The sequence below is a fragment of the Burkholderia sp. Ac-20353 genome (genome assembly GCF_017104785.1).
In the GTDB taxonomy this organism is placed as follows: Bacteria; Pseudomonadota; Gammaproteobacteria; order Burkholderiales; family Burkholderiaceae; genus Burkholderia.
Window position 1 is genome coordinate 36,657 of record NZ_JAAGPL010000029.1, and the last position, 18,297, is coordinate 54,953.

Genomic DNA, 18,297 nt, shown 5'->3' on the forward strand with positions numbered 1-18,297 from the left:
CAAAAGGGAGCCCACCATCATGTCCGATTCCAACCCGCTGCCGCTTCGCGTGCTGTTTTGCTGCGGCGTCACACAAAATTTCTTTGACCTGCCGCGCGAGAAGATCGGCGAAGTCTGGCAGGCGTATGGCGCGATGCTCAATGCGGTCGAAGCGATGCCTGGCGTGCGCGTGCTCGGCGTGATGGACGACGACCGCCTCGTTGTCGGCCAAGCCGACGGGGCGCCGTGGACCTTCTACATCATGGCTGACGTCGCCGATTTCGACACTGCGGTCGCCGTCTGCAACCTGTACCGAACGACGCCGGTCGGCGAATACAACCTGTGGCGCTACGGAAAGATCGAAGCGCGCGTCGGCCGCCCCCTGAGCGTGCCGCCCGCAAAGTGAGGGACACATTGCAACACGATACGGCCGTTAAACCGATCTCGCTTGGCGCGCTCGCAGTGGCTTCCCATTCCTGAGTTCAACCCAACGCTAACCCGCGACATCGACCCATGACAGGTTTCATCGACAGATTCACTCTGGGCGGCCCCGGCCCGACGATTGCGATCAAGGACACGATCGACATTACCGGCTATCCGACCAGGGCCGCGAGCCGCGCGCTCGCCGACGCGCCGTCCGCCTCGCGACATGCCGACGTCGTGCAGCATTTGCTCGACGCCGGCTGGCAAATTACCGGCAAGGCCAACATGCACGAGTTGGCGTTCGGCATGACTGGCATCAACGATTACACGGGCACGCCACTCAATCCGCAGGATGCGTCGCTGATTCCCGGTGGCTCTTCTAGCGGCTCGGCGTCGCTCGTCGGATTCAGCATTGTTGATGCGGCTCTCGGCACCGACACTGGCGGTTCGATTCGCGGCCCCGCCGCGTGTTGCGGTGTGCTAGGCCTGAAACCGACCTTTGGCCGTGTGTCGAGGCGCGGTGTCGCGCCCGCGGAAACCACGCTCGATTGCGTCGGGCCGTTCGCGCGCGATGTGAACACGCTGGCAGCCGTGATGGCAGCGATCGAGCCGGGATTCGACCATACGCGTGCGCTGCGGCCAATGCCGGAATGTACAGTCGGGCAAGTCGCCGTCGAGGCGGACCCAGCCATCCTCGCCGCGCTCGACAACGCCGTCCATCAGGCCGGATGCCGGTCGCAATCGATCGTGCTTGATGATCTTCGCGCGGCGTTCGATGCGGGACTCACCGTGATCAATGCAGAGACCTCACAGGCGTTCGGCCATCTCGTCGCCTCCGGCAAGCTTGGCTCGGATCTCGATGCCAGGCTGCGCGCTGCCGCGACGACGACGTCCGCGGCGCTCGCGCTAGCCGAGCAGGTGCGCGTGCGCATCACGCAACAGATCGACCGCGCCCTGGCCGATGTCGAGGTCCTGGTGCTGCCTACGCTGCCTGCGCTTCCAATCACGGTCGACGCCGCGCGCAGCGGCACGTCGGTGATCGCGATGTCGTCGCTGATTCGTCCGTTCAACCTGAGCGGGCATCCTGCACTCAGCATGCCGCTGCCACTTGCCGGCTCGCCGCTGAAGGCCGGGTTGCAGATCATCGGCCGCAAGGGAGCCGACGAACAGGTCTGCGCGGTCGCGGCGCGATTCGAGGCGGCTTTCGCCGCATGACACTCAACCGGTGCACGTACCGCGCACCTCATCAAAGGAACCACGATCCATGTCCGATCGAGTCGTACTCGTTACCGGTGCCGCCCGCGGGCTTGGCGCCATCATCGCAGAGAAATTCTATTCGGCAGGCTATCGCGTCGCGCTCGCCGACATCGCGCACGACGCCGTGCAGGCACATGCGCACACACTCGACCCGAGCGGCGCACGTGCGATCGGCCTGAAGCTCGACGTGACGTTGAAAGACGACTTCGCAGCAGCGCGCGATACGCTCGTCGCGCGCTGGGGACACGTCGACGCGCTCGTCAACAATGCAGGAGCCTCGAAGGTGGTGCCGGTAATGGAGATCACGGCCGAACAGTTCGACCAGGTGATCGACGTGAACCTGCGCAGCGTGCTGTTCGGCTGCCAGGTGTTCGGCCACTACTTCGCGACGCGCGGCGAGGGTCGAATCGTCAACATCGCGTCGCTTGCCGGACAGAACGGCGGCTCGGCGACGGGCGCACACTACGCGGCTGCGAAGGGTGGCACGCTGACGCTGACGAAGGTGTTTGCGCGCGATCTCGCGGCGCAGGGTGTAACCGTCAACGCGATCTCGCCCGGCCCGCTGGACTTGCCGATCGTGTACGAAAACGTCACGCCGGAGAAGCTCAAGCAAGTGCTGACGAACCTGCCCGGCGGCCGGCTCGGTTCAGCCGGGTTCGTCGCGGATGCGGCCGTGTTGCTCGCGTCTGGCGATGCACATTTCGCAAACGGTGCGTGCTGGGACATCAACGGCGGCTTGTATATGCGTTGAGCGTATCGCGGCGCCGGCGGCTAGCGCGGTGGGGTTGCGTCGTCGCCCCACACCGCCATCACGTCACGCACGAGCGCCGCGATCGATCCGGTACCGAGCTTTTCCTTAATGCTCGCCCGATGGACGTCGACCGTCTTCACGCTGATATCCAGGTCCGACGCGATCTGCTTGCTGCCCTTGCCGTCGATAACACCGCGCAGCACCTCCTTTTCCCGCGCGGTCAGTGCCTCGAGACGCTGTCTCAGTTCGCGATGCCGCTGACTTGTCGCGTGCCGCTGCTGTGCGAGGCGGATCGCGCGCTGCACGCGCTCTAGCATCTGCTGCGAGTTGTATGGCTTCTCAACGAAGTCAATCGCGCCGTGCTGCAGCGCACGAACGGACATCGGAATGTCGCCATGTCCACTGACAAAAATCACTGGCAGTGTCGCGCCACGCGCATTCAGCTCGGCTTGCACGTCGAACCCGCTGATTTCCGGCATGCGCACGTCGAGCACCAGGCACGCGGGAATCGTCGCGTCGAAGCGCGCGAGGAAGTCCGATGCATTCGCGAAGCCCTCGGACCGGATGCCGACCGAATCGAGCAACCACGATAGCGACGTTCGCATGCCGCTGTCGTCGTCGACGATATATACGATCGGAGCTGGTGATGTCATCGAGTGTCTCACGAAACGTTGGAAGGATTTTTGGTCGCGACGCAGATCGCCCGTTCGGGGGCTCGTCGCGTCACGATTACCGGGGAGCACATCATAACGAGCCGAAATCTTGATGAAAACCCCCTTTACGGCCGACAGAAACTCATGTTCACACGTTTTTTCCAGCGGCGCGTGATTTAACTAGGTAGAACCTTTACCGGCATTGGTGGCAAGGCCATCTTCGACGTCAATCATGCGAATGTTTTTCCGATTCTGCGTGACGTACGCTTTCATCATCCGCGGTCGCCGACGCGCATGTAGCCCGCGATCGCCGTATTCGTCATTTCAGGAGCGAACATGTCCGACATCCAGCGAGCGCCCGTAGCCCCCCTTCCTTCCGACGCGCAAAGGAATTTCCGGCAGGCGATGGCCCATCTCGGTGCCGCCGTCAACGTGATCACCACCGCGGGGACGCATGGCCGCTGTGGCATCACGGCGAGCGCAGTATGCTCCGTCACCGATACGCCGCCGACACTGCTCGTCTGCATCAACCGATCAAGCGCAATGCACGCGGCCTTCGAACGGAACCGCCGCGTATGCATTAACGTGCTGCCCGCGGAGCACGAATTGCTCGCGCGCCACTTCGCGGGGCAAACCGAACTGCGGATGGAGCGACGCTTTGACCTGCCGATCTGGGACGATGGCGCACACGGCGTACCGGTGCTGCGCGATGCGCTCGCAAGCCTGCAAGGCACGATCGTCGAGATGAAGGAGGTGGGTTCGCATTCTGTGATGTTTGTCGAAGCAACGGATATTCGCGTACGCGACGACGGCGACAGCCTGATCTACTTCAGCCGCGCGTTTCATCGGGTCGCGCGAACCGCTTGCGGACGTTGACACCCCACGGATCGCAATGCGAACCGGTACGCTTTCGCGCCACACGCGAGTGGGTGCGATCGCGTCTAAGACGGTACACGGGATCCACAACAATGCCACCCGACGGCGCATCGGGCAAAATCGGACTACCGACGGGAAATATCGCCGCATTGTCTTCCCTGATATTTCCAGATCTCTCGATCGGTGAATTTCAGCACCCGTGAATCGTCTGTCAGAGCACTGCCCCGACGACACCCACCCCATGCAACTCAAAGATCACGCTTGCACCGACGGCGACGAACATGCGGCGTTGCTCGCCGGCGTAGATCTGGTGGGGGTGATAGGCCAGCAACGTCGCGACGGTCAGTTCCTCCATCTTCTCGACGGCGCCCGCCTGTATCGACATCATCGCGCCGCAGGCCAGCACAATTATCCATCTCCGTTCTCGTTTCATCTCGTTTCCGCTTGCAAATGCGTTTGCATTTGCGAAAAATCCGCGGCAGAAAAATCACGAGACAGCTCCAAAATCGGCTGTCACGGGATCTGCTCAAGCAGCAGAATATTGGCATTGAGGATCGAGGAGAAATCGATCATGGTTCGGCACCTTAATTCCTGGCTCGCACTAATTCTTTCCTTCCGCAAACGCGATGGCTTCCCCAAGCGCATGCACGAACTGATCGATCTTGATCGGCTTCGTCAGATAGCGAAAAAAACCCGCCTTCAGGCCCTTCTCGACGTCACGCGGCATAGCATTCGCGCTGAGCGCCACAACGGGAATACCCGCCGTCGCGGGATTCTTGCGCAAAATTCTCAGCGCTTCGATGCCGCTGATGTCGGGCAGATTGATATCCATCACGATCACCTGCGGCAGCGCAGTGCACGCCAGTTCCACACCGAGTTGTCCCGTCACGGCGCTGAGCATGCGCATGTCCGCGTGCCTGGCGATCAGTTGCCCAACAAGTTTCAGGTTAGCCGGGTTGTCCTCGACATAAAGCACGGTATGTGCGCGCGCCTCGGCACCAGCCTCCTTGGCCACACCCTTGGCTGGTGTGGCGAGTTGCGCGGCGTCCATCGTTGCCATTTCCGGAAGGGGCGCCGCATCGAGCTCAATCCAGAAGACACTTCCCTTCCCCACGGTACTTTCGACGCCGATGGTGCCGCCCATCAGTTCCGTTAGCCGCTTGGCCACCACCAACCCTATACCTGTGCCCTCCTCAGTCCCGGCGTCTTGTCCCAGGCGATTGAATGGCTGGAAGAGCTGGCCCAACTGGGCCCGCGACAAACCCAGGCCCGTGTCACTGACGCTGACGCAAACCCGATCCGGTATGTGCGTGCTGTAATCGACATGGACCGCTCCCGACGGGCAGTTGTATTTGATGGCATTCGAGAGCAGATTGATCAGGATTTGTTTGAGCCGAGTCCGGTCTGCGCGGACATGGCAGAGCGGATCGACGTATGGAAAGCTCACACGAATGCCTCGTTGCTGCGCCTGGGGCCCGATCATGGATTCGCATTCGTGCAACATATTGCTCAACGATACTGGCTCAGGCGAGATCGATACTTGTCCGGATTCGATCCTTGCCAAATCAAGCACTTCGTTGATCAACTCGAGCAGGTGCCATCCCGCATTCAGAATCTGATCGATGCTCGACTGTTGCGACGGCGTCGGAGGCGGCGAGTCAGACGCCATGAGCTGGGCGAAACCCAGGATCGCATTTAGCGGGCTGCGCAGCTCGTGGCTCATACTGGACAGAAAGTCCGATTTCGCACGGTTGGCGCGTTCGGCCGTGGCCAGAGCCTGCTTGCGGTCTTCGATGTCGGTGACGGTCCCAACCCACATCTCGACGTTTCCTTCCTCATCTTTTATCGGGGATGCGCGATCTAGATGCCATCGGTAAGTGCCGTCGGATTTTCTTTTTATCCGCAGTTCCATTTCATATTCCGCGCCGCTCGTGAGCGCGGTGGTCCAATTCGCGATCGCCAGCTGCAAATCATCGGGGTGTACCGTTGACGTCCAGTTCCAACCCTGCACTTGCGCGAAATCGAGTCCTGTATACGTTTCGAGCCGCCGGCTAACGTAGTCAATCGAACCATCCGGCGCTGCGGTGTATACGATATGGGGTATCGCATCGGCGAGCGACCTGAAACGCCGTTCAACATCGTCGACCTCGGTTTCTGAACAAGAATGTTTTTCCGACAAAGGTTGCTTTTGCATGATCCAACCCCAAAGCAAGGACCGACGCACCTGCAGCGCGGAGCCAAAATTGCGGCAATCCAGGTGACGGAATGCCTCGATGGGAGTTCGCGTGGGCGGTGCGCCCGCTCCCCCCTGACCGAATATCCCAAATTTACTTCCCGATTTCGAAACTGAAGTGGATGCTTCGCGATCGGCCTCTCTCCGGCTTAAGCTCACGCCGCGGGTATCTATTCGTCCAATAGTACTGCTGGGAAGACCCAGAGTGGACAGTGGGGAAGAAAGCCCCCGGGAATGCCTGGCAAAGCGTAGCAAGATGACCGTGCTCATACCGTCCCAAAGGATCGATGCCTGCTCGATAAAATTTCACCAAAAGTGAACATCATCTACCGGGCGTCCCACCGCCGGCCGGGCTGGCGACGGGGTTAAAGTGAATTTGCCAACATCTTTAACCATAAGGATACCAAATTGAACTATAGCGGCATTGACCTGCATTCGAACAACAGCATGGTCAACGTGATCGACGAAACAGACCATGTCGTGGCGGAAAAGCGCCTGCACAACGACGTGACGAGGATTCTCGCGTTTCTGGGTCTATGGCAAGCAGGGCTCGCCGGCGTCGTGGTTGAATACGTACAACTGGTACCGGTTCGTCGATGGGCTGCAGGCCGCGAATGGCAGCGCATGCCCCGATATAACCTTCGCACGGGGACGTCAACGCCATGTCGACAACGCGCGTGACAGCGAGCTCGTGTTCTTCGACAAATGAAGGGGAAAGCCAGCGGTTTCGTACCGCGCCTTCAAGTGCACTCATGCCGTGTTCGCGCACGGTAGCGGCGCGCGCGTCCCAGGACTCAGGGGGACGTAGGCAGCCGTGTTACATAGGACAAGCTTGGCTACACGTTCGGGATGGTGCGTGGCGATCCACATACCGACCATCCCGCCAAGCGACAGGCCGCAAATGTGCACCTTTTCCAGGTTGAGGCAATCCAGCATCGCGATTAAATCCGTTGCGAAGCCTTCGATCGAGTAGGGACCTTCCGGCACTCCTGAAGCCCCTTGGCCGCGAGCGTCGTAACGCAGCACACGCACGGCCTTCGCCACGATAGCCGCTACGTTGTCCCAGATCGACAAATCTGTAGCGATGGAGTTAACAAGAACGACTGTGTCGCCTTCCGCCGGGCCCTCGACCTGGAAATGTATGCGGGTGTCTTGAACGTCTAAAAACGGCACGCTGCGGTTCTCCTATGGTTCTCTTTCTTCCGGCTCATTGCTCAAATATCGCGGTCGATGCCGCGGGTCACGATGCGCTTCGCCAGATTCATGTCACCAATTCTGGGAATAGGAGTAGTATCCGTCAATCAGATAGGTGGATTTGCCAAATCAATGCGATGGATAATATATGGACGTAGACACACTCGATCTGAATCTGCTGCGCATCTTCGACGCGTTGATGCGCACGAGAAATGTGACCTCGGCGGGCGAGGCGGTTGGTCTGAGTCAACCTGCGGTGAGCTATGCGCTAGCGAAACTACGGACAGCTCACGGGCGACGAGTTATTTGTACGCAGCAGAGGAGGAATGGAACCGACACCGCGGGCGATTCACATGGGCGTGCCGGTTCGACAAGTGCTTGACATGATTCGGCGAGAAGTCTTTCAGACAGATCACTTTATTCCGTCAGAAGCCGATCGCGTCTTTACTCTGAGCCTGTCTGATATTGGCGAAATGGTGTTCTTGCCTAGACTTCTGCGGCGTCTTCGGACCGAAGCGCCACATGTCACGGTCAAATCCGTGTCGTTGTCCCCTGCAGACCTTCAGGAGGCGATGGCTTCGGGAGACGTCGACCTGGCGGCCGGCTATTTCCCCGACATCATCAAAGCGAATTTCTACCAGCAGCACCTATTCGCGCACACATTTGCTTGCCTGGTGAGAGAGGGGCATCCGACAATCCGAAAACGGATGACTATGAAACAGTTCATGGATGCCACGCACATCGTGATACGAGCTGAAGGGCGAAGCCAAGAGATCTTCGAACGACATCTCGAGGAGAAACGCATCACCCGACGCGTCGGCCTGGTGATTCCCCACTTCATGAGCGTGCCTCATTTGCTTCAGGCCACCGACATGGTTGCGACGGTGCCCCTTTCACTCGCAGAGGCGCTCGTCAGTTTTGGCACTGTACGCATGTTCGATCTACCATTTGAAACACCAAGGTTTGATCTCAAGCAGTACTGGCATGCAAGGTTTCATCGTGACCCGGCTAACCAATGGCTCCGGCAACTCGTCTACGAATCGTTTATCCAAGGGATTTAGTTTTTAGCGCATTTACCAGAGAATTCGGACAAGTAAGCCGAACGAGGCTGCGCGAGCTGTATGCAGGGAAACCTGCACGTACAGTTCTTCGGGGGCCCTGTGTCCGGGAGGACATGGGGCTACCCACTATCACGATCGCATCAAGCTGAAACTAAGGGGGCTGGGTGCCATGCAGTACCGGACTCAACTCGCGAAAGCATAGTCGTCAACCTTCCACCTCTGCCGGGTCAGTTCAAAGCACTATGGACATGAGTCGTACTAGCTCGCGCCTTTGCTGACAAGGCTTTTGCTTGTGTCCATGGAGCGTCGATTCTCGGTTGCAAGGACAACCGCAGACAGCACAGCAGCGCACAGTAACCGATATTCCGTTATCGTCCGACATTTTTGCGTATACGTATGCGTATACACAATCAATTTTCTTATGAAAAACTATTTATATTCAGTAAGTTAAGTGATAAATTCGAGTCCTCTCCTGGCACCATCTGTTTTCAAAAAAGGTCAGCGCTAGCTGACCTTTTTTCATTTCCAGCCCAGGAAACAAAGCGCCTGCACGCTTTGCACGAAGCCCCCCTCCTGAAAGACCGGCATCCCGCCGGCCCTCCTTCTTTCCGATCGCACCCATCTGAAATCCGGTCGCCGCCTTCCCGGCAGACGGGAATCGCCGCATCGCGTCCGCCCCGCCCCCCCTGCCCGGGATTTCCCTAGGCTGACATCCCGCGCGCCACGCGGTTAAATAAATCAACGTGATTTATTTAATGCACCACCACCCGGCGCCCCCACCCGGCGCCCCATGGAAGGAGACACCATGCGAAGCCCGCACATCGGCCAGGGAAGCAATTCGGCCAACGTGCGCCGTTACAACGAGCGCCTGTTGCTGAAAGCCTTGCGCCGCGCGGGCAGCGCGTCGAAAGCCGATCTCGCGCGCCTCGCGAACATGACCGGCACGGCCGTCGGCAGCATCATCACGTCGCTCGCCGACGCGAAGCTGATCGAATTCACGGGCCGCCGCGTCGAAGGCCAGCGTGGCCAGCCCGCGTCGCTGATCCGTCTCGACCCGCGCGGCGCGTTCGGGATCGGCGTCCACCTCGACCGGATGCGGATCGAGACGGCGCTCGTCAACTTCGACGGCGACGTGCTCGGCCGCGTCACGCACGACACGCTGCTGCCGCCGCCCGCCGACGTGCTCGAGATCGTCCGGCGCGACGTCGACGCGATGCAGGCCCTCCTGCCCGCGCACGAGCGGGAACGACTGACGGGCGTCGGCCTCGCGCAGCCATACAACCTCGGCAGCTGGATGCGCGAGCTCGGCCTCGCCCCCGACACGTTCCGTCCGTGGGAAGACGTCGATTTCGCCAGCGAACTCGGGCGCGCGCTGTCGCTGCCGGTGTTCGGCGAAAACGACGGCAACGCGGCCGCAATCGCCGAGCTGTTCTACGGCTTCGGCCGGCAGCAGGACGATTTCATCTACCTGTTCATCGGCCCGGCGATCGGCGGCGGCATCGCGATCGATGGCGACTGCCTGCGCGGCGTCACCGGTAACGCGGGCGACATCGGCGTGATGCCGGTGCCGCCGAGCCGCCTGCCGTCGGCGCCGCCGCCGCGCGGCCCGTGGGACATCCTGCTTGCGCGCGCATCGCTCCATGCGCTCGTGCGCCACCTGCGCTACAGCGGCGAGACGGTCGACAACCGCGCGGATCTCGAAGCGTGCATCGCACGCGGCCTGCCCGCCGTCGACGAATGGATCGACGATTGTGTCGACGCGCTCGCCCCCGCGCTGCGCGCGGTGCTTTGCGTGATCGACGCACCGGTGGTCGTACTCGATGCGGACACCGACGCAGGCCTGATCGACGCGATCGCGAAGCGCCTGCACACCGCGCTCGTCGCGACCGCGCCGGAAGCGCGCGGCACACCGACGCTCGTGCGCGGCACCTTCGGCGCGGACGCCGGCGCGATCGGCGCGGCGACGCTGCCGATGTTCTTCAACTTCTCCCCGCGGGCCGGCATCCTCAAGGGTGCGAGCGCGGAATCGCAGGAGGTCAACCATGTCGCGATCTGAGTCGCCCCGTCCGCTGCTCGAGATGCGCGGGATCAGCAAGACGTTCCCGGCCGTGCGCGCGCTCGACAACGTGAGCCTGACCGTCTATCCGGGCGAGATCCATTCGCTGATGGGCGAGAACGGCGCGGGCAAGTCGACGCTGATGAAGATCCTGTCGGGCGCGTACCAGGCCGATGCGGGCGGCGAGATCCTGATCGACGGCGCGCGCATCGACGTCAATGGTCCGCTCGCCGCGCGCGACGCGGGCGTCGCGGTGATCTACCAGGAGCTGTGCCTCGCGCCGAACCTGACGGTCGCGGAAAACATCTACGTCGGCCGCGAACTGCGCCGCGGCAACCGCCGCTGGGGCACGATCGACCGCGCGGCGATGGCGCGCGGCTGCCAGGACGTGCTCGCGCGTCTCGGCGCGCCGTTCGGGCCCGATACCCTCGTCGGCACGCTGTCGATCGCCGAGCAGCAGCTCGTCGAGATCGCGCGTGCCGTCCATACGCGTGCGCGCATCCTCGTGATGGACGAACCGACGACGCCGCTGTCGTCGCGCGAAACGGAACACCTGTTCCGGCTGATCCGCCAGCTGCGCGAGGAAGGACTCGCGATCATCTACATCAGCCACCGGATGGCGGAAATCTACGAGCTGTCCGACCGCGTATCGGTGCTGCGCGACGGCACTTACGTCGGCACGCTGGATCGCGCGTCGCTGTCGTCCGAGCGGCTCGTCGGGATGATGGTCGGCCGCGACATCTCCGGTTTCTACAAGAAGGAACATGCGCCGTACGACCGCGGCCACCTGCTGCTGTCGGTGCGCGACGTCGCCGACGGCGGTCGCGTGCGCGGCTGCAGCCTCGACCTGCACGCGGGCGAAGTGCTCGGCATCGCGGGCCTCGTCGGCGCGGGCCGCACGGAACTCGCGCGGCTCATCTTCGGCGCGGAGCCGCGCACGCGCGGCGACGTGACGATCGGCGAGCGGACCTTCGGCGCGCATTCGCCGCGCGACGCGATCGACGCAGGCCTCGTCTACCTGACCGAAGACCGCAAGCGCCAGGGCCTGTTCCTCGACATGAGCGTGCGCGACAACATCAACATCTCGGTGTGCAACCGCGACGCGCGGCTCGGCGCGCTCGATCTCGCGCGCGGCGCCGCACGCGCACGCGACGCGATCACCGCGCTGTCGATCCGCGTGCCGCATGCGAACGTCAACGTCGGCGCGCTGTCGGGCGGCAACCAGCAGAAGGTGCTGTTGTCGCGGCTGCTCGAAACGAAGCCGCGCGTGCTGATCCTAGACGAGCCGACGCGCGGCGTCGACATCGGCGCGAAATCCGAGATCTACCGGATCATCAACGACCTCGCCCGCGCGGGCGTCGGCGTGATCGTGATCTCGAGCGAGCTGCCGGAGATCATCGGTGTCGCCGACCGCGTGCTGGTGATGCGCGAAGGCGAGATCGCAGGCGAACTCGGCGGCTACAGCGGCACGCCGATCACGCAGGAAGCGATCATCGCGCTCGCAACCGGCTCGCAAACGGAACTGGCGGACGCGCACTGAGCGCCGCCGCTCATTTTCCACCTTACACTTAGGCTACCGAAATGATCAACCCGACCAAGCAACGGAACCTCGCTTCCGCGCCGGCCCATCCGGTACAAGACCGCGCGCCGCAGACGCGCGTCGCCGACCACCGCGCGCGCATGCAGTCGCTGATGCGCACCGCCGGCATGCTGCCGGTCCTGCTGCTCCTGTGCATCGGCTTCGGCTTGCTGACCGACGGCTTCCTCACGCTGCAGAACCTGTCGATCGTCACGCAGCAGGCATCGATCAATATCGTGCTCGCCGCCGGAATGACGTTCGTGATCCTGACGGGCGGCATCGACCTGTCGGTCGGCTCGGTGCTCGCCGCCGCGGCGGTCGCCGCGCTGCTCGCATCGAACATCCCGAACTGGGGCTGGCTCGGCGTGCCGGCCGCGCTCGCGGTCGGCCTCGTGTTCGGCGTGATCAACGGCGGGCTGATCGCGCTGCTGCGCCTGCCGCCGTTCATCGTCACGCTCGGCGCGCTGACGGCCGTACGCGGCGTCGCGCGCCTGATGGGCAACGACACGACGATCTTCAACCCGCAGCTGCCGTTCGCGTTCATCGGCAACGGCTCGATCCTCGGCGTACCGTGGCTCGTCGTGATCGCCGGCGCGGTGATCGTCGCTTCGTGGTTCATCCTGCGCCGCACGGTGCTCGGCATGCGGATCTACTCGGTCGGCGGCAACCCGGAAGCGGCACGCCTGTCGGGCATCAACGTGCGCATGATCCAGATGTTCGTCTATGCGGCGTCGGGCCTGCTCGCCGGCCTCGGCGCGGTGATGTCGGCCGCGCGGCTCTATGCGGCCAACGGCCTGCAGCTCGGCCAGTCGTACGAGCTCGACGCGATCGCCGCGGTGATCCTCGGCGGCACCAGCTTCGTCGGTGGCGTCGGCTCGATCGTCGGCACGCTGATCGGCGCGCTGATCATCGCCGTGCTGACCAACGGGCTCGTGCTGCTCGGCGTGTCCGACATCTGGCAATACATCATCAAGGGGCTCGTGATCATCGGCGCGGTCGCGCTCGACCGCTACCGCCAGCGCGACTCGGCACGCACCTGACGCGCGCCGCCCCACCCGCTCACCCATCGGGGCGCAGGCAGGTCCGCCTGCGCCCGGCGCCTGACGAACCTCACGGACCCTCGAACCAATCGAACCAATCGAACCAATCGAACCAATCGAACCACTCGGAGACAACGACATGTTCAAGCACAAAGCTGTCCTGACCGGCATCGCCTGCGCGTTCGCCTTCGCGGCATCCGCCGCCCACGCGGACAGCAAGCCGCTGAAGTCGATCGGCATCACCGTCGGCTCGCTCGGCAATCCGTATTTCGTCACGATCGCGAAAGGCGCCGAGGCGCGCGCGAAGCAGATCAACCCGAATGCGAAGGTCACGGCCGTGTCGGCCGACTACGACTTGAACAAGCAGTTCACGCAGATCGACAACTTCATCTCCGCGCACGTCGACATGATCCTGCTCAACGCCGCCGATCCGAAGGCGATCGAGCCCGCGGTGAAGAAGGCGCAGGCGGCCGGCATCACGGTCGTCGCGGTCGACGTCGCCGCGGCCGGCGCGAATGCGACCGTGCAGACCAACAACGTGAAGGCCGGTGAGCTCGCGTGCGACTTCCTCGCGAAGAAGCTGAGCGGCAAAGGCAACGTGATCATCGAGAACGGCCCGCAGGTGTCGGCAGTGATCGACCGCGTGAACGGCTGCAAGTCGGTGCTCGCGAAGAACCCGGGCATCAAGCTGCTGTCGAGCGACCAGGACGGCAAGGGTTCGCGCGAAGGCGGGATGAACACGATGCAGGGCTACCTGACGCGCTTTCCGAAGCTCGACGGCGTGTTCACGATCAACGATCCGCAAGCCGTCGGCAGCGATCTCGCCGCGAAGCAGCTGAACCGCAGCGGCATCGTGATCACGTCGGTCGACGGCGCGCCCGACATCGAGACCGCGCTCAAGAGCAACACGCTCGTGCAGGCGTCCGCCAGCCAGGACCCGTGGGCGATGGCGCAACAGGCCGTCAATGTCGGCTACGGGATCATGAACGGCCAGAAGCCCGCCAATCCGATGATCCTGATCGAACCGACGCTCATCACGCGCGACAACGTGAAGGGCTACAAGGGCTGGAGCGCCCCGCACTGACCATTCCCAACCCGAACGACGCCAGCCAATCATGACTCCGTTGACCCAGACGCCCGCGTGGCGCGCCCTCGCCGACCATCGCGACACGCTGGCCGGCATCCCGCTGACCGAGCTGTTCGCGCGCGACTCCGGCCGCGCCGCGCGCTTCTCGCTCGAGGCGGCCGGCCTCTTCGTCGACTTCTCGAAACATCCGGTCGTCGACGAGACGATTGCGCGACTCGTCGCGCTCGCCCGCGCGACCGGCGTCGAAGCGCAGCGCGACGCGATGTTCGCCGGCGAGCCGATCAACCGCACCGAGCACCGCGCGGTGCTGCACGTCGCGCTGCGCGATCGCTCGGGCACGCCACGCGTCGTCGACGGCACCGACATTGCCCCGCAGGTCGCGGCCGTCCTCGCGAAGCTGCGCGGCTTCGCCGACGCGGTGCGCGACGGCGCGTGGCGCGGCCATACGGGCTGCCCGATCACGGACGTCGTCAACATCGGCATCGGCGGATCGGACCTCGGCCCCAAAATGGTCTGCGAGGCGTTGAAGCCCTACGCGCACCCGCGCCTGACGATGCATTTCGTGTCGAACATCGACGGCGCGGACATCACCGAGGTGCTGAAGCACGCGAATCCCGACACGACGCTGTTCGTCGTGTCGTCGAAGACCTTCACGACGCGCGAGACGCTCGTCAACGCGCACACCGCGCGCGCGTGGCTGCTCGCGAGCGGCGCGCCGGAGGCCGCGGTCGCGCAGCACTTCGTCGCCGTGTCGACGAATGCGGACGCGGTCGCCGCGTTCGGCATCGATCCGGCCAACATGTTCGAGTTCTGGGACTGGGTCGGCGGCCGCTATTCGCTGTGGTCGGCGATCGGTCTGCCGATCGCGCTGCAGGCCGGGATGGATGCGTTCGAAGCGCTGCTCGACGGCGCGCATGCGATGGACCGGCACTTCGCCACCGCGCCGCTCGAGCGCAACCTGCCGGCGCTGCTCGCGCTGATCGGCATCTGGCATCAGAACTTCCTCGGCGCGACGAGCCACCTGATCGCACCGTACGACCGCTACCTGCACCGGCTGCCTGCGTACCTGCAGCAGCTCGACATGGAAAGCAACGGCAAGTCGGTGACGCTCGCGGGCGAACGCGTCGACTACGCAACCGGCCCCGTGATCTGGGGCGAGCCGGGCACCAACGGCCAGCATGCGTTCTTCCAGCTGCTGCACCAGGGCACGGCCGTGATTCCCGCCGACATGATCGTCTGCATGCGGCCGCAGCACGCGCTCGACGAACACCACGACATCCTCGTCGCGAACTGCTTCGCGCAATCCGAGGCGCTGATGAACGGTGCACGTTCGGCCGACGAGCCGCACCGCCATTTCGAAGGCAATCGCCCGACCAGCACGATCTGTGTCGACCGGCTCGACCCTCCATCGCTCGGCGCGCTGATCGCGCTGTACGAGCACAAGGTGTTCGTGCAGGGCGCGGTCTGGCAGATCAATTCGTTCGACCAGTGGGGCGTCGAGCTCGGCAAGCGACTCGCGGTGGCGATCGAGCGCGAGCTCGGCGAACCGGGCACCGTCGAGTCGCACGACGGCTCCACCAACCAGTTGATCAACCGCTACAAGGCACGGCGCGACGCAGCGGCGTGATCTGACATGACGACGAACCTCCCCCGACTGGTCGTATTCGGCGAAGCGCTGACCGACTTCATCCGCGACGACGCGCAACACTGGCACAGCGTCGCCGGCGGCTCGTGCTGGAACGTGGCCCGCGTCGGCGCCCGCCTCGGCGTGCCGACCGGCTTTGCCGGCACGGTCAGCAGTGACACTTTCGGCGACGAGCTGATCCGCAAGAGCGCGGAGGCCGGGCTCGACATGCGCTTCATGCGGCAGGTCGACCGCGCGCCGTTCCTCGCGATGGTCGTGTCGAAGCAGCCGCCGCACTATTTCTTCATCGGCGAGAACAGCGCCGATCTCGCGTTCGATCCGGCCGCGCTGCCCGTCGGCTCGCTGGACGCCGCCGAGATCGTGCACGTCGGCTCGCTCGGTGTCGTGCGCGAGCCGCTCGCGTCGCGCCTGATCGATATCGCGCAGGCCGCGCGCGCAGCCGGCAAGCGGATCTCGTTCGATCCGAACTTCCGCGCGCCGATGGCCGAGCCGTCGTATCGCGCAACGCTGCGCCGGCTCGCCGGCCTCGCCGATTACATCAAGGTGTCCGACGAAGACCTGAGCGGCCTGTTCCCCGAACTCGACGAAACCGCCGCGCTCGCGCAATTGCGCGCATGGGCGCCCGACGCGGCCGTGCTCGTCACGCGCGGCGCGTCCGGCATGCACCTGTTCCATCGCAACGACACGCTGTTCCAGCCGGCGTTCCCGACCGATGTCGCCGACACCGTCGGCTGTGGCGACGCAAGCGTCGGCGGCTGGATGGCGAGCCTCCTCACGCGGCCCGATGCGCCGGCCGCCGAGCATCTGCGCTACGCGGCCGCGTGCGCGTCGGTCGCCTGCGCGCATCCGGGCGCGTACGCGCCGACGGCCGCCGAGGTCGCCGCGCTGCTCGACGCATCGCGCGTCGCGGCGGAGCTGCCGCGATGAATGCGGCCCACACGTCAGCCGCGCGCGATCCGTCGGCGTTCGCCTTCGTGCTGTTCGGCGGCACCGGCGATCTCGCGATGCGCAAGATCCTGCCGGCGCTGTATGCCGCACATCGCGACGGCCTGCTCGCGCCGTCCGGACGCATCGTCGCTGTCGCGCAGAATCCGTTCGACGCTGCCGGCTACCTGCGCTGGGTCGACGCGTCGGTGCGTCCGCACGTCGAGCGCGCATCGTTCGACGATTCATCATGGCGCAGCTTCGTCGAGCGGCTCGCGTATGTCGAGCTCGACGCGAGCCGGCCCGACGCGTTCGCGCGCCTGCGCGACGCGCTCGAGCCGATGCCCGGCCGCCGCATCTTTTACCTCGCGACGGGACCGTCGCTGTTCGTGCCGATCTGCCGCTCGCTCGCTGGCGCGGGCCTCGCGCCAGCGTCGTCGCGCATCGTGCTCGAGAAGCCGCTCGGCTACGATCTCGCGTCGTCGGCCGCGATCAACGACGCGGTCGGCACGATCTTCGCGGAGGAGCAGATCTACCGGATCGATCACTACCTCGGCAAGGAAGCGGTGCAGAACCTGTTCGCGCTGCGTTTCGGCAACGTGATGTTCGAGCCGCTGTGGCGCCGCGAATGGATCGAGAACATCCAGATCACCGTCGCGGAGGAACTCGGCGTCGGCGGTCGCGGCCCGTTCTACGACCAGACCGGCGCGCTGCGCGACATGGTGCAGAACCACCTGCTGCAACTGCTCGCGATCATCGCGATGGAACCGCCGCAATCGATGGAAGCGGACGCGGTGCGCGACGAGAAGCTGCGCGTGCTGCGCGCGTTGAAGCCGCTCACCGCCGACGACATTCCCCGCAGCGTCGTGCGCGGCCAGTATCGCGCGGGTGCCGTGCGCGGCAGCGCAGTGCCTGCGTATCACGACGAACCGGGCGTGACGCCTGACAGCGCGACCGAAACCTTCATCGCGCTGAAGGCCGAGGTCGACAACTGGCGCTGGGCCGGCGTGCCGTTCTTCCTGCGCACCGGCAAGCGGCTGGCGGACCGCGTAGCCGAGATCGTCGTCAACTTCCGGGCGGTCCCGCATTCGGCGCTAGGCGCCGCCGCGCTGCGGCCCGGCTCGAACCGGCTGACGATCCGCCTGCAGCCCGACGAATCGATCCGGCTCAGCACGCTCGCGAAGCAGCCGGGGCTCGGGATGTCGCTGCAGGGCGTGCACCTCGATCTCGCGTTCGACCGCTTCTTCCAGCAGAACCGGATGGAAGCCTACCAGCGGCTGCTGCTCGACGTGATCGCCGGACGTCTTGCGCTGTTCGTCCGCCGCGACGAACAGGAAGCCGCGTGGCGCTGGGTCGCACCGATTCTCGACGGCGCCGCGCAGCACTCGCCCGCGCCGAAGCCTTACGCAGCCGGCAGCTGGGGGCCCGCGCCGGCGAGCGCGCTGCTCGCGCGGCACGGCACCTGCTGGCGCGAGGAAGAAAACTGACCGGTGGCACACCAGATCGCGCCACACCAAGCCACACCACTACCGCACTCAC

17 protein-coding genes are annotated in these 18,297 nt (G+C 64.2%); 13 read left to right on the forward strand and 4 right to left on the reverse strand.

Features of this window, described 5'->3' with window-relative positions:
• Positions 1-19: 19 nt before the first annotated feature.
• The 3 genes from G3N94_RS12435 to G3N94_RS12445 all read left to right on the forward strand — a co-directional run bounded on the left by G3N94_RS12435 (position 20) and on the right by G3N94_RS12445 (position 2,410).
• Positions 20-385, forward strand: a complete 366-nt coding sequence (locus tag G3N94_RS12435) for a hypothetical protein (protein WP_205792681.1) — start codon at positions 20-22, stop codon at positions 383-385.
• 107 nt (positions 386-492) lie between these two features.
• On the forward strand, positions 493-1,617 hold the full coding sequence (locus tag G3N94_RS12440; RefSeq protein ID WP_205792682.1) for an amidase: 1,125 nt from the start codon (positions 493-495) through the stop codon (positions 1,615-1,617).
• Positions 1,618-1,666: 49 nt separating this feature from the next.
• On the forward strand, positions 1,667-2,410 hold the full coding sequence (locus G3N94_RS12445) for an SDR family oxidoreductase (RefSeq protein ID WP_205792683.1): 744 nt from the start codon (positions 1,667-1,669) through the stop codon (positions 2,408-2,410).
• 20 nt (positions 2,411-2,430) lie between these two features.
• Here the strand turns inward: G3N94_RS12445 and G3N94_RS12450 are convergent, their stop codons facing one another.
• Complete coding sequence (locus tag G3N94_RS12450) at positions 2,431-3,063, reverse strand: response regulator (protein WP_205792684.1); 633 nt, start codon at positions 3,061-3,063, stop codon at positions 2,431-2,433.
• 336 nt (positions 3,064-3,399) lie between these two features.
• On the opposite strand from G3N94_RS12450, the gene hpaC reads away from it, so the two are divergent.
• Entirely contained in the window at positions 3,400-3,939 is a 540-nt protein-coding gene (hpaC, locus tag G3N94_RS12455) for a 4-hydroxyphenylacetate 3-monooxygenase, reductase component (protein ID WP_205792685.1), read from the forward strand.
• Positions 3,940-4,150: 211 nt separating this feature from the next.
• Here hpaC and G3N94_RS12460 read toward each other — a convergent pair whose 3' ends face one another.
• Together G3N94_RS12460 and G3N94_RS12465 are read right to left on the reverse strand one after the other, a co-directional pair.
• Complete coding sequence (locus G3N94_RS12460) at positions 4,151-4,372, reverse strand: hypothetical protein (RefSeq protein ID WP_205792686.1); 222 nt, start codon at positions 4,370-4,372, stop codon at positions 4,151-4,153.
• A 168-nt stretch (positions 4,373-4,540) separates the two neighbouring features.
• Complete coding sequence (locus G3N94_RS12465) at positions 4,541-6,133, reverse strand: PAS domain-containing hybrid sensor histidine kinase/response regulator (RefSeq protein ID WP_205792687.1); 1,593 nt, start codon at positions 6,131-6,133, stop codon at positions 4,541-4,543.
• A gap of 447 nt (positions 6,134-6,580) precedes the next feature.
• Between G3N94_RS12465 and G3N94_RS12470 the strand changes: the two genes are divergently transcribed.
• Complete coding sequence (locus G3N94_RS12470; protein WP_241021789.1) at positions 6,581-6,853, forward strand: hypothetical protein; 273 nt, start codon at positions 6,581-6,583, stop codon at positions 6,851-6,853.
• Between the two features lie 69 nt (positions 6,854-6,922).
• Here the strand turns inward: G3N94_RS12470 and G3N94_RS12475 are convergent, their stop codons facing one another.
• Positions 6,923-7,345, reverse strand: a complete 423-nt coding sequence (locus G3N94_RS12475) for an alpha/beta fold hydrolase (RefSeq protein WP_205792688.1) — start codon at positions 7,343-7,345, stop codon at positions 6,923-6,925.
• 347 nt (positions 7,346-7,692) lie between these two features.
• Here G3N94_RS12475 and G3N94_RS12485 point away from each other — a divergent pair, with 347 nt between their 5' ends.
• The 8 genes from G3N94_RS12485 to zwf all read left to right on the forward strand — a co-directional run bounded on the left by G3N94_RS12485 (position 7,693) and on the right by zwf (position 18,245).
• A complete protein-coding gene (locus G3N94_RS12485) occupies positions 7,693-8,427 on the forward strand; it encodes a LysR substrate-binding domain-containing protein (protein ID WP_205792690.1) in 735 nt (244 codons plus the stop codon).
• Positions 8,428-9,232: 805 nt separating this feature from the next.
• A complete protein-coding gene (locus G3N94_RS12490) occupies positions 9,233-10,483 on the forward strand; it encodes an ROK family protein (protein ID WP_205792691.1) in 1,251 nt (416 codons plus the stop codon).
• Positions 10,470-12,023: a sugar ABC transporter ATP-binding protein gene (locus G3N94_RS12495; protein WP_205792692.1), complete on the forward strand. Its 1,554-nt coding sequence runs from the start codon at positions 10,470-10,472 to the stop codon at positions 12,021-12,023. The genes G3N94_RS12490 and G3N94_RS12495 overlap by 14 nt, the downstream gene beginning before the upstream one ends.
• Before the next feature lie 41 nt (positions 12,024-12,064).
• The gene (locus G3N94_RS12500) at positions 12,065-13,102 is read left to right on the forward strand and encodes a ribose ABC transporter permease (RefSeq protein ID WP_205792693.1); all 1,038 of its coding nucleotides are present in this window, start codon (positions 12,065-12,067) and stop codon (positions 13,100-13,102) included.
• A gap of 139 nt (positions 13,103-13,241) precedes the next feature.
• Positions 13,242-14,186, forward strand: a complete 945-nt coding sequence (locus tag G3N94_RS12505) for an ABC transporter substrate-binding protein (RefSeq protein ID WP_205792694.1) — start codon at positions 13,242-13,244, stop codon at positions 14,184-14,186.
• A 31-nt stretch (positions 14,187-14,217) separates the two neighbouring features.
• On the forward strand, positions 14,218-15,816 hold the full coding sequence (pgi, locus tag G3N94_RS12510) for a glucose-6-phosphate isomerase (protein WP_205792695.1): 1,599 nt from the start codon (positions 14,218-14,220) through the stop codon (positions 15,814-15,816).
• Between the two features lie 6 nt (positions 15,817-15,822).
• Positions 15,823-16,761: a carbohydrate kinase gene (locus G3N94_RS12515; protein WP_205792696.1), complete on the forward strand. Its 939-nt coding sequence runs from the start codon at positions 15,823-15,825 to the stop codon at positions 16,759-16,761.
• A complete protein-coding gene (gene zwf, locus G3N94_RS12520) occupies positions 16,758-18,245 on the forward strand; it encodes a glucose-6-phosphate dehydrogenase (RefSeq protein WP_205792697.1) in 1,488 nt (495 codons plus the stop codon). Before G3N94_RS12515 ends, zwf begins: the two co-directional genes overlap by 4 nt.
• The last annotated feature ends 52 nt before the right edge of the window (positions 18,246-18,297 follow it).